11 protein-coding genes are annotated in these 13,232 nt (G+C 71.1%); 4 read left to right on the top strand and 7 right to left on the bottom strand.

Annotation, left to right across the window (positions count from 1 at the left end; genetic code table 11):
* Positions 1 to 126 precede the first annotated feature (126 nt).
* Together G6O69_RS13660 and G6O69_RS13655 are read left to right on the top strand one after the other, a co-directional pair.
* Positions 127 to 1,275 carry a hypothetical protein gene (locus G6O69_RS13660; protein ID WP_172303940.1) on the top strand — a complete coding sequence of 383 codons (1,149 nt, stop codon included), beginning with the start codon at positions 127 to 129 and terminating at the stop codon, positions 1,273 to 1,275.
* 189 nt (positions 1,276 to 1,464) lie between these two features.
* On the top strand, positions 1,465 to 1,917 hold the full coding sequence (locus G6O69_RS13655; protein WP_217909826.1) for a hypothetical protein: 453 nt from the start codon (positions 1,465 to 1,467) through the stop codon (positions 1,915 to 1,917).
* 54 nt (positions 1,918 to 1,971) lie between these two features.
* Here the strand turns inward: G6O69_RS13655 and G6O69_RS13650 are convergent, their stop codons facing one another.
* From G6O69_RS13650 to G6O69_RS13630, 5 genes are all read right to left on the bottom strand, one after another.
* Positions 1,972 to 3,243, bottom strand: coding sequence for a flavohemoglobin expression-modulating QEGLA motif protein (locus tag G6O69_RS13650; protein WP_172303938.1), 1,272 nt, complete (start codon positions 3,241 to 3,243; stop codon positions 1,972 to 1,974).
* A 39-nt stretch (positions 3,244 to 3,282) separates the two neighbouring features.
* Positions 3,283 to 4,743 (bottom strand): hypothetical protein, encoded by a 1,461-nt coding sequence (locus G6O69_RS13645; protein WP_217909825.1) that lies wholly within the window; start codon positions 4,741 to 4,743, stop codon positions 3,283 to 3,285.
* A 122-nt stretch (positions 4,744 to 4,865) separates the two neighbouring features.
* The gene (locus G6O69_RS13640; protein WP_172303937.1) at positions 4,866 to 5,750 is read right to left on the bottom strand and encodes a hypothetical protein; all 885 of its coding nucleotides are present in this window, start codon (positions 5,748 to 5,750) and stop codon (positions 4,866 to 4,868) included.
* Positions 5,751 to 5,849: 99 nt separating this feature from the next.
* A complete protein-coding gene (locus G6O69_RS13635; RefSeq protein WP_217909824.1) occupies positions 5,850 to 6,443 on the bottom strand; it encodes a methyltransferase domain-containing protein in 594 nt (197 codons plus the stop codon).
* Between the two features lie 76 nt (positions 6,444 to 6,519).
* Positions 6,520 to 8,973, bottom strand: coding sequence for a penicillin acylase family protein (locus G6O69_RS13630; RefSeq protein ID WP_172303935.1), 2,454 nt, complete (start codon positions 8,971 to 8,973; stop codon positions 6,520 to 6,522).
* Positions 8,974 to 9,138: 165 nt separating this feature from the next.
* On the opposite strand from G6O69_RS13630, the gene G6O69_RS13625 reads away from it, so the two are divergent.
* A complete protein-coding gene (locus G6O69_RS13625) occupies positions 9,139 to 10,050 on the top strand; it encodes a universal stress protein (RefSeq protein ID WP_172303934.1) in 912 nt (303 codons plus the stop codon).
* 1 nt (position 10,051) lies between these two features.
* Here G6O69_RS13625 and G6O69_RS13620 read toward each other — a convergent pair whose 3' ends face one another.
* Complete coding sequence (locus G6O69_RS13620; RefSeq protein WP_172303933.1) at positions 10,052 to 11,110, bottom strand: SUMF1/EgtB/PvdO family nonheme iron enzyme; 1,059 nt, start codon at positions 11,108 to 11,110, stop codon at positions 10,052 to 10,054.
* A 102-nt stretch (positions 11,111 to 11,212) separates the two neighbouring features.
* Between G6O69_RS13620 and G6O69_RS13615 the strand changes: the two genes are divergently transcribed.
* Complete coding sequence (locus tag G6O69_RS13615) at positions 11,213 to 12,175, top strand: type II CAAX endopeptidase family protein (RefSeq protein ID WP_172303932.1); 963 nt, start codon at positions 11,213 to 11,215, stop codon at positions 12,173 to 12,175.
* A 120-nt stretch (positions 12,176 to 12,295) separates the two neighbouring features.
* On the opposite strand, the gene G6O69_RS13610 is transcribed toward G6O69_RS13615, so the two are convergent.
* Complete coding sequence (locus tag G6O69_RS13610; protein ID WP_172303931.1) at positions 12,296 to 13,228, bottom strand: MBL fold metallo-hydrolase; 933 nt, start codon at positions 13,226 to 13,228, stop codon at positions 12,296 to 12,298.
* Positions 13,229 to 13,232: the final 4 nt, after the last annotated feature.

Below are 13,232 nucleotides of genomic sequence, written 5' to 3'. Positions count from 1 at the left end.
GGGCCATCGGCGAGATGATCCGAGCTGCGCGAATTTGGACAATTTCGCGCGATGACGCGATCACCGTGCTAGATGGTGCGCATCATGCCCTTCGGAGAGAGACGCGGTGCGCAGCTTCGACACCGCATGATTTCGACGCTCGCCGCCCTCGTGGCCACTGTGGGCTGTCGCCCGCAGGAGGTCGTCACGACGGTCGAGGCCCCCGCGCAGGCGAGCCAGATTCGAACACTCGACGAAAACGAGGAGGCGACGCTCGCAACCTTGCTGGCCGATGATCCCGGCGACTATCAGGCACTGCGCGCCCGCATCTGGCGCTATGGGCCGCTTCGCTGGGTCCCGGATGGTCCAGCGGCCGCGCCCCTGCCCCTCGGTGCCGGCGACCTCCCCGAGCCCATCGACGCCATCGTCCTCGATCCCGAGGGCCCCAAGCTGCTCTTGCCCCTGGCCGAGCTCGACGAAGGTCGCGCATCCACGGAGCTCGTGAGCCGCGCCGACGAGCGCGCGCTACCCCTGCCTTGGCGCTCTTTGCGGTTGATCGCCATCCCCCGCGTCGGCGACCTGATCTCCGGCCTGCGCCGCGAGCTACGGCCGACCCCGTGGCTGACCGTCGCCGCCGGCGTGGCCGTCTCCCCCGTCGACCGCGAGACCGACAGCCTCAAGGTCCGCTGGCGCGATCCCGACTGCGGCTTTGGTCTCCAGCTGGCCATCGACCCCGAGGACTTTGGCCCGCTCTACGAACCGGGCCCCGCGGGGACGCCCTCGGATCCCGCGCCGACGACGGAGGAGCCAGTGATGCAACTCATCCCTGGCTCGCCCGTGTTTCCATCCAGCGACGCGCGCCAACCCGTGCTGACCATGGACGACGAGCCCGACGCAGGCGAGCGCCTCGGCGCCGCCGCGCGCGTCAGCCTCGACGGCCAAGCTCGCGGTGGGCGTCAGCCGATCGTCTTGCGCTGCCGCGGCGTGGAGGTCCACGGCTGGGTCGCGTCGCGCAACCTCCGAGAGAGCCCCGCCCGCTATAGCGTCCTCGACCGCGCCCAGTCGCCGGTCTCGTCGAGCTGCGAGGCCCTCCGCCGCTCGCCGACCGCCAGCGTCATGCGGGTGCCCGCGGGCACCCCCTTGTTCGAGCCCAAGTCGGGCGAGGACGCGGCGCTGATCGGCGCGGTCATCGAGGAGGTCGAGCTGCTCGTCGAGTCGGCGGGCTCGGGCTGGTGGCAGGCCTGCGTGCCCAGCCCCTGGGGTGACCTCGGGCTGCGCTTTCGGCCACGCTACTGACGAGCCCCGAGCCCCGGGCTGTCCTTTCAGCCGCGCGCTGCCCCTTTGGCAAAACCGAGCCAGCGGGGCACGTACTATGAACATTTAATCGATTCATTTTCATCATCTGTAATCAGCACCACATCGAAGGTGATCATGTGCTGATAACTCAATCGACGGTTTCCTCATCCCCCCTTCTGGAAAGCGTCGATGTCGATGAAAAAGCTGTACACCGCCACCTGCCTGTCCCTTGCCCTCTCGAGCCTGTCCGCCTGCACCGAGGCAGACTCGGGCGAGCTGCTCAGCGAGCGCGCCGCGTGTACCTCATTGATCGACGAGGCCTTCGTGGCCTCCTACATCGCGCTGCCCGGCCTCGCGGACGAGATCGTCGCCAACGCTTGCGACTACGACGAGCTCTCCTACGACCTCGCCATCCAGCTCGCGGACGCGACCAGCGTGGACGAGTTCCAGCCCAGCGACGAGCTCTACGCCCTCGCCGCGGCCAACCAAACCCTGATCGAGCCGCTGCTCGACGCCGAGTACTGGCGCGGGTGCACCAACAAAGAGTGGACCACCGCCTATATCAACCTGCGCGAGGTGTTCAACTACAGCTCGGAGGAGGCCATCGCCATCGCCAACGCGGCCTGCATGGCCAAGGAGTAGGCCCAGCCACGCCGGCCCGAGAGAGCCCTCGCAGGCCTGCCACACGCTGACCAGCTACGCGCTGGCCAGCGAGGGCAGGTCGGCGAGCACCCGGCGCAGAGACTCGGTCAGCGCCTCCGAGTCGGTCACGGCCATGAAGGTCGACCAGGTCAAGAAGGCCAGCATCGAGCGCGGGTCCGCGACCCAGGGCGGCAAGAAGAGCGGGGGCACGACCAGGCCCTCGAAGGACAGCTCGGCCAGGGCACCGATCGCCCCGACGTCGAGCTTGCCCACGAAGAGCAGGGGCACGAGGTCCGAGCGGCCCATGACGAAGGCCGCGCGCACGAAGGACGAGACCTCGAGCAGCCCGAACAGGTAGCTGACGTCCTTGCAAAAGGGCGCGCCGCCGGTGATCGGACCGCCGCGGATCACCCGGCGGGCGCTCTCGAAGGCCTGCTCTCGCGAGGGGCTGCGGTCGAGGAACCAGCGGTAGAGCTCGATGAAGTCGGCCCCGTCGATGCACATCTGGATCGCGACGACGCGGTCGGCGAGGCGGCGCAGACGATCGAGGTCGCTGGTCCCGCTCATCAGCTCGGCGAACACCGCCAGGCCCTCCTGGGTGCGCGTGATCCCCGGGTGGCTGTCGCCGAGCAGGCGGATGTGCGGCTGGGCCTGACCGTTGAGCGCGGTGGCCACGTGCACGAAGGCCTCGTGGTTGAGGAGCTGGGCGGCGTCGAGGTCCGTGAACCGGGCCGAGCGACGCAAGCGGATCTTGGTCGAGCTCGCCCGCGCCTTGGCCGAGAGCTCGTCGACCAGCACGATCTCCGGGGCGGCGTCGCCAAAGTGCTCGCGCACCGCCGACTGCAGCCGCGCGGCCACGTCCTCGGCCGAGCGATCCGGCACCGAGTTCACGTCGAGGTCGAGGGCGCGCAGCTCGACGAGGACCTCGTGGACGCGGTTGGCGAGGTCCAGAGGCGTGCTCGGGTCGTAGCGCAGCGGCTCGGTGGGCGTGCCGTAGATCAGCCGGTTGTGGGCGTAGAAGCGCTCCGTACCCACGCCGGCGAGCATCAGCGCCGAGCGCTCGATGACCGCGGCCTGCTCCTCGAGCCAGTTGTCGACGCGCAGGCCGGGGTAGATCCGCCGCCGGGCCTCACGAACGATCTCGACGATCGGCTCGGGGTCGAAGGCCTCGTACTCGACCTCGGGCAGCTCGGCCCCGTCGCAGGCCAAGAAGCGCTCGCGGGCCTCGGCCGGCCAGTCGAGGGCCGAGATCACGCGTAGCTGAGCGGCCGCGCTGTGCAGCAGCTCGCTGACGGCGATGATGCGCTCGCGCTCGTCGTCGTGCATCCGGGCAGCCTGCCAGCCTCTCGCCTGCCCGTCGAGTGGTCATTCACGCAGCGATCGCGAGGACCCTTCGCGCGGAGCGAATGTGCGCGCGGCGATCAGGTAGGCAGCCAGCGCGAAGGCTGCGCAGCTCAGACCGATCGGCAGCGGGATCCAGGCCGCCGGCCACAGCCCGCCGGCGAAAGCCTCGGCGCCCACGAGCAGGTGCAGCAGCCACAGCCCCGTACCTACGCCCATGGCTGCCAGCGCGGCGCGCTGATCCCCCGCTTCGCCGTGCAGCCCGAGCAGCAGGGGGACGAGCAGCGAGACCAGGCCCAGGGCGTAGGCCTCCTCGAGCAGCTCGTAGGCGCTCGCGCCCCAAAAGGCCGTGGCCAGGGCCCCGCCGCCGACGAGCAGCACGCAGACCCGGTTGACGGTCAGCGCCGTCCACCCGCGGGCCTCGAGGCGCGCGCCGAAGCTCGGCCAGATCAGGTTCTGGGCGAGGACGCTGGCCGGGGAGAGCAGCGCGCTGTCGATGGTCGAGAGCACCGCCGACATCAGCACCAAGGTGAACACCACGGCCATGGTCGGCGACAAGAAGAGCTGGGCGAGGCTGGTCAGGGTCGAGCGCTCGGCGGTACCCGGGGCGAGCGAGTCTGCGCTCAGGCCGATGACCAGCGGGAGCAGGCCGACGCTGAGGTAGCCCAGCCCCGAGAGGTGGCAGGCCCACACCGCGGTCCGCTCGCTGCGCGCGGCGAACATGCGCTGGCCGAGCTCCTGCCCCGGCAGGTTGCCCAGGGCGCCCACGGCCAGCACCCCCAACCAGCCCACGAAGGCCGCCGCGTCCTCGCGCGGCACGAGCACGCGCTTGTCCGCCGGGAGCTCGCGCCACAGCCGGGCCAACCCCGCGAAGGGGCCACCGCCGAGGGCGTCGAGCACCACCCAGGCGAGCACGAAGAGGCCCACGATGACCAGCGCGAGCTGGAGGGCGTCGGTCGCCGTCACCGACCACATGCCCCCGAGCAGGGTGTAGGCCACGCCGACCACCGCGACGATCACCAGGCCCCAGGCCAGGGGCAGGCCGAAGCTGATCTCCAGCATCCCAGCCAGGGCCACGTACTGCGCGGCGATCCACCCGAAGTAGCTGGGCACCATCAGGGCCGCCGACCAGCGCTCCGCCCGGGGACCGAAGCGCCGGGCAAAGAAGTCGCCGAGGGTCAGCAGCTTCATGCGCCACAGCTTGGGCGCGAGCAGCAGGCCGGCGAGGATCAGGCACAGGCCCGCGCCCAGCGGCTCGAGGGCGGCCATGCGCAGGCCGCCGGCGCGGACCTCGTCGGTCGCGGTGAGCAGCGTGCCCGCCCCGAACCATGTCGCCAGCAAGGTCGGCGCGGCGAGGATCAGCGGCAGGCGACGCCCGGCGACCAGGAAGTCCTCGGCGTCGTGAACCCGGCCGCGCGCCCACCAGCCGATCCCCAGCATCAACGCCGCGTAGGCGACGACCGTCACGGCGAGGACTGTCTGCAAGCTGGCGTCCAAGCGCCGGCTATAGACCCCGCGCCCTGGCCGCGCAAGCCGTCGGCGCGCGCTGCCCCGCGCCCCCACTCGGCGCCCACTCAGTGGTGGCGCAGTGGTGGCTCAGTCGTGGCTCAGTGGCAGCTCAAGAACAGGTCGATCAAGGTCCCGCGGCCGCCGGCGTGCTCGAAGCGCCCGCCGATCGCCGCGCAGTTGCCCCGCTCGTCGCAGGCGGCCTCCTCGGCCCCGGCCACCGGAAGCGCCTCGACTCCGGCGGCGCTGAGCGGCTCGAGCTCGCCGAGCTGCGAGCGTCGGTCGGCGTCGTGGTCCCGCCACAGCAGCAGCTCGCCAAAGCGCGGGTCGAGAGCGTCGACGAGTCCGTCGCCGTTCGCGTCGAAGCTCGCCAGGGCGACGAAGCCGTCGCTGGCCCGGCGCCCGTCGGCCAGCCGCGTGCCCGAGCCGAAGAGCTCGTGGCCCGCGTCGATGAACCCGTTTTGGTCGAGGTCCACGGCCAGCCAGGGCGTCGCGGCCGTCGGCCAGTCGGTGCTCACGCAGCCGCCCTCGTGGGCGGAGATGTCGAAGGTCGCGGCCGGGGTCTGCTCGGCGGGGATCAGCTCGAAGCGGCTCGCCGCGCTCATCGCCGCGTCGCTGAAGTTCAGGACCAGCGGCGTCTCGCAGTCGTCATCGCTGCGCCACGTCGGCTCGCCGCCCCAGACCTCGCAGCGCTCCGTGTAGTCTCCGCAGACCGCCTGCTCGAACTCGTCCGCCCGCGGGCCGAGGCTGTGGACCTCGCCCGGTTCACACTCGATCTCCTCCGGCTCCAGGCAGGGGCCGTACTCCAGGTCCGAGCTGGCCTCGAAGCTCGAGCAATAGGCGACGGACCCACCGCCACACTCCGCCACCTCGCCCGCGATCTCGCAGGACCTCCCGACCAGCTCGGCTTCGGACTTGTCACAGGCGAGAGGAGCGAGGCTCGAGAGCAGCGCGGCGGCGAGAAGTGAGCTGGCGTGGGTCTTCATGCGGAGGTCGTCCTCGACCTCCGATGTGCCAGCGATGCCCTCGCTCGATCACCGCGAGCTCGGAATTTCGAGTCCAGAACGCTCGCGCCCGCACCGAGCTCAGCGCCGCAGGGGCGCCAGCCACCACAGCGCCTCGGGCTCCCGCTCGGGGATCGAGCCCGAGACCGGCTCGCGGCGCTCGATGGAGAACAGGCCCGCGACCAGGCGCTCCACCAGCCCTGGGGCCATGTCATAGGGTGGCCCGCCCTCGCGCCCGTGGCTCCACAGCAGCGCGACCATCCGGCCCTCGGGGTGGAGCACCGCCGCCATCTGCTCGAGGTAAGGCCGGCGCAGCTGCGGCTCGAGGGCGCACAGGCAGGTCTGCTCCCAGACGAGGTCGAAGCCGGCACGCAAGGACGCAGGCGGCCGGGTGACATCGGCCTCGAGCACCTCGAGGGAGACGCCGCGCTGGCTGGCCCGCTCGCGCATGGACGCGACGGCCAGGGGCGCGAAGTCCAGGGCCACGACCTCGTGGCCCGCCGCGGCCCAGGCCAGCGCGTCGTGGCCGTGACCCGCCCCGGGGACGAGCACGCGCCGGCGCCCGCGCTGCCTGGCGATCAGCTGCTCGAGCACCGGCGGCGCGCCGCCCAGATCCCAGTGCGTCGTGCCCTCGGCGTAGCGGGAGTTCCAGGCCCTCGACTCGTCTTCGTTCATCACGCAGCCGATTGTAGCCGCCGTCGCGGCGGCGGGCGCACCGGCTCGCTCCAGCTCGCTCAGGCCTCGCGCAGGCTCAGTCCAGGCGCTCGCCGCCGACGACCTCGTAGCTGCTCAGGTTGGGATCGGCGGCGATGTCCTGTTCGCGCCATAGCACCGGCCGCCACTGCTTGGCCGAGAACAGCTCGGTCTGGTCGGAGAAGTGCGGCGAGTCGGGGTCCCCGGACTGCGAGTAGCTCAGCAGCGCCTTGGCCTCGGGGCCGTCGTCGGTGTACTGCAGGCACATCACGAAGCTGCTGCCGTAGTTGACGAGGTAGCCCTCGTCCGTCAGCCCGGTCGACGCGTGGATCACATCGCCGCGGGGGATCCACTCGCTCAGGTCGCTGCGCAGGTGCTCGTAGGCCATCATGTTGATCGGCCCCTCGTTGCGAAAGCCGCCGTGCATGGGGATCCGCAGCTCGCCCTTCCTCGCGAACTGCGCCTCTCCCAGGGGGGTATCGAGGGCGAGACCGGCCTGCTCGAGGCGAAACACGGCCCGCGCGAGGGCGTCGAGGGCACGGTCGCCTTCGCCCGCCGCCTCGGCCAGACCGCGCGGCGTCCCCAGGGGGTCCGCGGGATCGAAGGCCTCCGCGAACAGCTCGCCGGCGTCCTTGGTCTCGGCGTTCTCATAGTCGCCGACCCACTCGCGCCAGATGATCGCCCCGACGCTGTCGAGGTCGAGCAGCCCGTCCCAGGCCGCGAGCAGCTCACAGGCCGCGCCGAGCTCGACCTGCGCGACGGTCTCGAGCGTCTCGCCGGCGCTCTCGTACTCGACCTCGACCTCCCAGGTACCCACGCCGGCGCAGCGAGCGAGCAGCGCGTCGCGCAGCAGCAGCTCGGCCATGCCCCGGTTGGCGAGCACGGCCTCGCCGAGCTCGTCGAGGTCGAGCTTGCCGTCGGCCCCAGCGAAGCCGCCGCCCTCGGCGATCTCGAGCAGGGTCGTCGCGTTGAGGCGCGTGCGCAGGCGCTGGCCGACGTCCGTGAACCCGTGCAGGGGCGAGTAGCCGGTCAGCGGCGCCGTGGGGTTGGCCAGCCAGTAGCTGTCGTTGGCGTTGAACACGAAGTCCTCGCGCTCGAGCTGCGGCATGTTGGCCGGCGCCACCAAGCCCGAGCTGCGCGCCCCGGCCTGCTCCTGCCACGCGTCGCGGTCGAGGCTGCCGTCGAGCAGCCACAGATCCTGATCCGCCAGCGCCTTGGTGAAGCCCGACTCGTCCTTGCGCACGATCCAGGCGTCGATCGCCTCCTGGCTCAGGGCCGGCGTGGCCGCCGAGTCCATGTACCAGGCCCGGCCCTCGGCCGAGGTCGCGATCGTGTTCACCCAGGGGATCCCGCTGACCGCCATGTGGACCTGCTGAAATTCCTCGAGGCTGCCGGCCATGTTCATGGCCAGGAACTGCTCGACCAGCCGGGTGTTCTCGATGTTCGCGTCGCGGTAGCTCAGCGCGAAGGCCTCGGTCCAATAAAAGGGCTCGAGCGCGAGCATCGGCCCGTAGTGGGTGCTCCACTGCGTCCGGCTCTCCTCGACCAGCGAGCCGTCGTCTTGCAGCACGTCGATGGTGAAGGTCTCCGCGCTCATCTCGCGGACCTCGCCCTCGTAGAGATACTTGGTCGGCTCGTCCTCCGGCGACTCGATCTCGTAGAGGGTCAGGCGGTGGCCGTCGGAGACCGTATGCGTCCAGGCCACGTCCTCGTTGAAGCCGATCAGCACCCCGGGCACGCCGAGCAGGCCGACGCCGTAGACGTCGAGCTCGCCGGGGATGACCAGGTGGCTCTCCCACAGCTGGAGCTCGCCCTCCCACGGGAAATGCGGGTTGGCGAAGAGCATGCCCCGACCCGTGGACGAGAGCGCCCCGCCCACGCCCCAGCCGTTGCTGCCCAGCACGCCGCGATGAGCCGTGAGCGTGGAGACGTGGGGCGCCGGGGCCGGAGCCGCGCCGCTCTTGGGCGGCTGGGCCGCGCCGATCCCCGCGATCGCCTGGCGGCTGCTCGCGAGCACGGCCAAGTCGATGTAATAAGAGAAGAGATCGACCTCGTCGATCTGCGTGGGCACCCAGTCCTCGCCCGCGCACGCGCCCCCGATCTTGCCCTCGGCGACCGCCTGGTTGTAGCCCGCCGCGTAGCCGACCACCGCCTCGCGCGTCCACGCCTCGCTCGCCTCGAGGCCCTGCTCGGCGCGCTCGCGCAGGTGGAGCTGGAGATAGGCGATGTCGCCATAGATGTTGGCGTTGCCCTCGCCCGCGCCGAAGTAGCGCGACCGCTGGCTGCGGACCTTGACGATCTGATCCGCGAGCAGGCAGCCCTTGTCCTCGGTCAGCGCGTAGCCCTGGCCAAAGGCCAGGCTGCCCCAGTCGTCCGCTTGCACGTGCGCCACCCCGTAGCTGGTGCGGCGGATCTGCGCCGAATATTCGTAGCGCTCGTCCCCAGCCTCGTCGCCCCCCTCATCCGCTCCGCCGCCGCCGCAGGCCCCGAGCACGAGAAAAAGGGGCGACATCGCCTGCAAAGCACGTATTGGAGCCATTGTTTCCAAACGTAGGGCCAACCTCGCGCGCGGGTCAATCACAAAGCGCAGCTGTCCACTCCCGCCCCCAGCCGGCACTTCCTGCGTCCCTGCGCCACACAAAAGCCCGGGTTCATGCAGGGCTGCTAGCATCCCCGCATGAACCGAGTCCTGGTCCCCTTCGACTTCTCGCCCCACTCCCGCCGCGCCCTCGCCCTCGCGCTCCAGGGCTTCCCCTTCGGCCGGGACGTCGAGATCGAGGTCCTCCACGTCGTCGACGAGGACCTCTACAAAGGTGTGCTGACCAAGGCCGCGATCCCCAGCGACGACGACATCCAAAGCTACCTCCAAGACGACCTCAACCGCGTGCGCGCCGAGGTCAGCGTGGCCCACGGCAAGCACGACGCCCCCGTCGAGCTGCTCACCCCGAGCTTCTCCGTGATCCGCGGCCGGCCCCACGCGATCATCGACGAGCACCTCCAGCGCGCCGAGGTCACGGGCTGCCTGCTCGGCGGCCAAGGTCACGGCGGCGCCTCCGAGCGCCTGCTCGGACGCACGGCCCAGCGGGTCATCCGTCACGCCACGGTCCCGGTCATGGTCATCAAGCAGCCGCGCTCCTTGGCCCTGCCCGCGCGCCTGCTCGCCGCCGTGGACTGGTCCGAGAACAGCGCCCGCGCCCTCCAGCTCGCCGCCCGCCTGCACACCGAGCTCGGCGGCCTGCTCTCCGTCGCCCACGTCATCGACTCGCCCTACGTCCCCTACGTCAAGGCCTTCGCCCACGAGTCCGAGGCCCGCGAGGTCCTCGAGCAGATGCGCGAAGAGCAGGCCGAGCAGCTCCAGGCCTTCGTGACCAAGGCCCTGGGCGAGGCCGGCCCGATGCCCGACTCGCTGACCGAGGCCGTGGTCTTCGGCGACCCGGCCGAGACCATCGCCAACCAGGCGCAGACCCTGCTCGCCGACCTCGTGATCGTCGGCGCCCACGGGCAGAGCAACCTCTCGCGCTTCTTGCTGGGCTCGACCTCCGAGAAGCTGGTCACCGCCGCGCGCACGGACATCCTGGTCGTCAACTGACTCAGACCCCGTCGGCGCAGCAGCGAAAGCCCGTCGAATAGTCCCAGTGATGGACGTTGTGGGCCGTGGTCGCGTAGAGGCAACCCGGCCCGTTGATCGACGTGTCCACGTAAAAGCCGCCGCGAAAGGTCCCCTCGGGGTCCGCCGTCCACTCGTGGAGGTTGCCCATCATGTCGTAGATGCCGTCGTCGCTGACGCAGCCCGGGTGCTCGCCCGTGCGTGCGAGGCCCTCGGGGAGCTGGTCGAGGCAGGGGTGGCCGAGCTCCGACCAGATCCAGTCGGCGCTGGACTCGAAGTATTGAATCGCCGGGTGGCAGGTCCGCGCGTCGTTGCAGGTCCCCGCCGCGGGCTGATCCCCAAAGGGGTAGACGTGCGCCGCCGCGCCCTGGCACGCGCGCAGCCACTCGGCGTCGGTGCACAGGCGCTTGCCCGCGGAGGCGCAGGCGGCCTCGGCCTGGACCTGGGTGATGTAGCCCTGGGGCACGAGCTCGGGGGCGCTCACGGCCCGGACCGTCGCGGTGCCCGGGGTCTGGTAGGGCGACCAGGGCGAGAGGCTGTCGTCGATCCCCACCTCGACCAGCGCGGCCTCCCAGCGGTCGACGCAAAAGTCCTCGATCCCCGTCATCCCAGCCGGGCAGCCGCCGAGGCCGGCGGGCTCCTCGGGGACGCCGTTGGGCGTGGGCAGGGTGTCCTCGTCGCACCAAGGGATCGGGTTGGTCGTGCAGTCCTGCGGGTCTCCCGTGGTCGTGTCCTCGCTCGACTCGCTCGACGACTCTTCTGAGCTCTCCGCGCTCGACTCGCTGCCGGCGTCCCCGCTGCTCTCGCTCTCGCCCTCCCCCTCCCCCTCCCCCTCGCCCTCGCCCTCCCCCTCGCTCTCGCCAGCGCCCTCCGAGCTGCTCTCGCTCTCGTCGGTCTCCGAGCTGCTCGCGCTCGACCCCTCCTCGCTCGACTCGTCGGCGCTCGACTCCCCCGCGTCCCCGAGCGGCCCCGGAGAGACGATGTCCACGCAGGCGACGATCACGAGGCAGCTGGGGGCGAGCAACGCGATCCGACGATCCATGACCGCGAGAGTAGAGCACCAATCGGTTCGAGCCCACAACCCAGGGCACATCTGGGGACCTCGACAGCGCTCCGGGGCGATGCCAGGCTCCCCCGACCAGCCATGAGTGCGATCCGCAAGGTGTTTTGGAACCCCGAAGAGCGCCGCGTTCGCGCGCTGTGGCGCCTGCTCTTGCACCTCGTCGCCCTCGCGCTCATCGGCGTCGCTACCAGCATGGTGCTCGGCTCGCTGATCGCCTCCATCCTCGGCGTGCAGCAGCTGCCCAGCGTCGCGGTCGCGCTGATCACCGCCTCGAGCATCGCCGGCGCCTCGTGGCTGTGCGCCCGCGTCCTCGACGAGCGCCCCTTCGCCGCGCTCGGCTTCCACCTCGACGCGCGCTGGTTCATCGACGCCGGCGCCGGCGCGGCCCTCGGGCTGATCTTGATGGCGGGGATCTTCGGCGTCGAGCTGGCCGCGGGCTGGGTCGAGATCGAGGGTCGCTTCGTCCCCGGCGAGGACGCCGGCCAGCCCTTCGCCCTCGCCCTCGCCCTCGCGGCCCTGATGTTCGTGCTCGTGGGTTTTTACGAGGAGCTCTTCTCCCGCGGCTACCAGCTGCGCAACCTCGCCGAAGGTCTGCGCGGCGGGCCGCTGGGTCCGGGCGCCGCGCTGGCCGTGGCCACGCTGCTCTCGTCCACGATCTTCGGCCTCGCCCACGCCAACAACGACGGGGCCACGACCTTGTCGACCATCAACGTCGCCCTGGCCGGCTGCATGCTCGCCGTGACCCCGCTGCTCACCGGCGAGCTCGGCTTCGCCGTGGGCTTGCACGCGAGCTGGAATTTTTGCCAGGGCAACGTGTTTGGCTTCCCGGTCAGCGGCACCGACCCCGGCCCGCGGGTCCTGGCCCTGCGCCAGGCAGGAGATCCCCTGCTCACCGGCGGCGACTTTGGCCCCGAGGCCGGGCTGCTCGGCGTCGCGGCGATGATCCTCGGCGCCGGCCTGAGCGTGCTGTGGGTCCGCCTGAGCCGGGGCGAGCTGCGCTGGCACGAGGCCTGGACGCGCCCCAGCCCGCGCGAGACCAGCTGACTGGGCTCGGTCGAGCGCGCCCGAGACACACCGAGAGCCCCTCGCATCGGACAGCGCCCGCGTCCGCCCCGAGCCTCGAAGCTCGTCGGCCGACCGAGCCCCGTCGACCAGCGCGCCGCGTCAGCTGGCCGAGAGCTCGCGCAGGCGCTCGGCCGTGATCAGCTCGACCCCCCGCGAGGCCGCCCTGACCTCCTCGACGAAGGCGCAGAGGTTGACGTTCAAGGACATGCGCAGGGGATCGTCGAGGCCGATGAAAAAATTGTCGTGGTGGTGGGGCAAGACCACCTTGGGCCGAAAGCTGCGGATCGCCCGGCCGATGAAGTCGTCGGTGAAGCCGCGCCCGGCGATCCCCGCCAAGAACAGGTCGACGTCGCGGTGGCGGACGGCGTCCTCGATCAGGTCGGCGCTGCCCTGGTGGTAGATCGTGAAGCCCTCGACGGTGATCGCCAGGCCGTAGACCTGCCCGCAGCGGTACTCGCTGCAGGCCAGGCCGTCGACGTGCTCGCAGGTGATGTCCCCGCTCGAGGGCACGGCCAGACCGAGGGCGAGCTTGGAGTGGACGCTGGGCACGAAGCTGACCCGAAAGGGGCCGAGCTCGTACTCGCGGTAGACCTCGACCTCGACGGCCTGCTCGGCCATGCCGCGCGCGGCCATCAGGTTGACCAGCGAGCGCGAGCCATAGACCGAGCAGCCGTCGCGACGCGCGACGGCCGGGGCGTCGAGGGCGTGGTCGAAGTGGGTGTGGCCGATCAAGATCGCGTCGGCCCGGGGCAGGTAGCGGTCGATCAGCGCCTGATCGGGGCGGACGCGCTCGCGGCCCAGGGCCGTGGCCAGGGGCACGCGGGTGACGTAGGGGTCGATCAGCAAGGTGTAGCCCGCGCAGCGCAGGGCGAAGCCCGAGGTCCCCAACCACTCGAGGCTCAGGCCCGCGGGGAGCTGCGGCTCGTAGCGCGCCCGCGCCCAGTCGAGCTCGGCGGCGGCCTGGAGATCGTGGCGCTCCTGGCTGCGCGTCCGCGTCAAGAAGCGCAGGAAGTCGAAGATCTGAGCGGGCATATGC

The sequence above is a fragment of the Pseudenhygromyxa sp. WMMC2535 genome, assembly GCF_011083025.2.
This window is presented reverse-complemented; position numbering and strand designations above follow the sequence as displayed.

What these genes read in the sequence shown, in the direction of transcription:
- G6O69_RS13660 (WP_172303940.1), top strand. Translation starts at nt 127, where the DNA reads ATGATTTCGACGCTCGCCGCCCTCGTGGCCACTGTGGGCTGTCGCCCG.
- G6O69_RS13650 (WP_172303938.1), bottom strand. Translation starts at nt 3,243, where the DNA reads ATGCACGACGACGAGCGCGAGCGCATCATCGCCGTCAGCGAGCTGCTG.
- G6O69_RS13655 (WP_217909826.1), top strand. Translation starts at nt 1,465, where the DNA reads ATGTCGATGAAAAAGCTGTACACCGCCACCTGCCTGTCCCTTGCCCTC.
- G6O69_RS13630 (WP_172303935.1), bottom strand. Translation starts at nt 8,973, where the DNA reads ATGTCGCCCCTTTTTCTCGTGCTCGGGGCCTGCGGCGGCGGCGGAGCG.
- G6O69_RS13635 (WP_217909824.1), bottom strand. Translation starts at nt 6,443, where the DNA reads ATGAACGAAGACGAGTCGAGGGCCTGGAACTCCCGCTACGCCGAGGGC.
- G6O69_RS13625 (WP_172303934.1), top strand. Translation starts at nt 9,139, where the DNA reads ATGAACCGAGTCCTGGTCCCCTTCGACTTCTCGCCCCACTCCCGCCGC.
- G6O69_RS13620 (WP_172303933.1), bottom strand. Translation starts at nt 11,110, where the DNA reads ATGGATCGTCGGATCGCGTTGCTCGCCCCCAGCTGCCTCGTGATCGTC.
- G6O69_RS13640 (WP_172303937.1), bottom strand. Translation starts at nt 5,750, where the DNA reads ATGAAGACCCACGCCAGCTCACTTCTCGCCGCCGCGCTGCTCTCGAGC.
- G6O69_RS13615 (WP_172303932.1), top strand. Translation starts at nt 11,213, where the DNA reads ATGAGTGCGATCCGCAAGGTGTTTTGGAACCCCGAAGAGCGCCGCGTT.
- G6O69_RS13610 (WP_172303931.1), bottom strand. Translation starts at nt 13,228, where the DNA reads ATGCCCGCTCAGATCTTCGACTTCCTGCGCTTCTTGACGCGGACGCGC.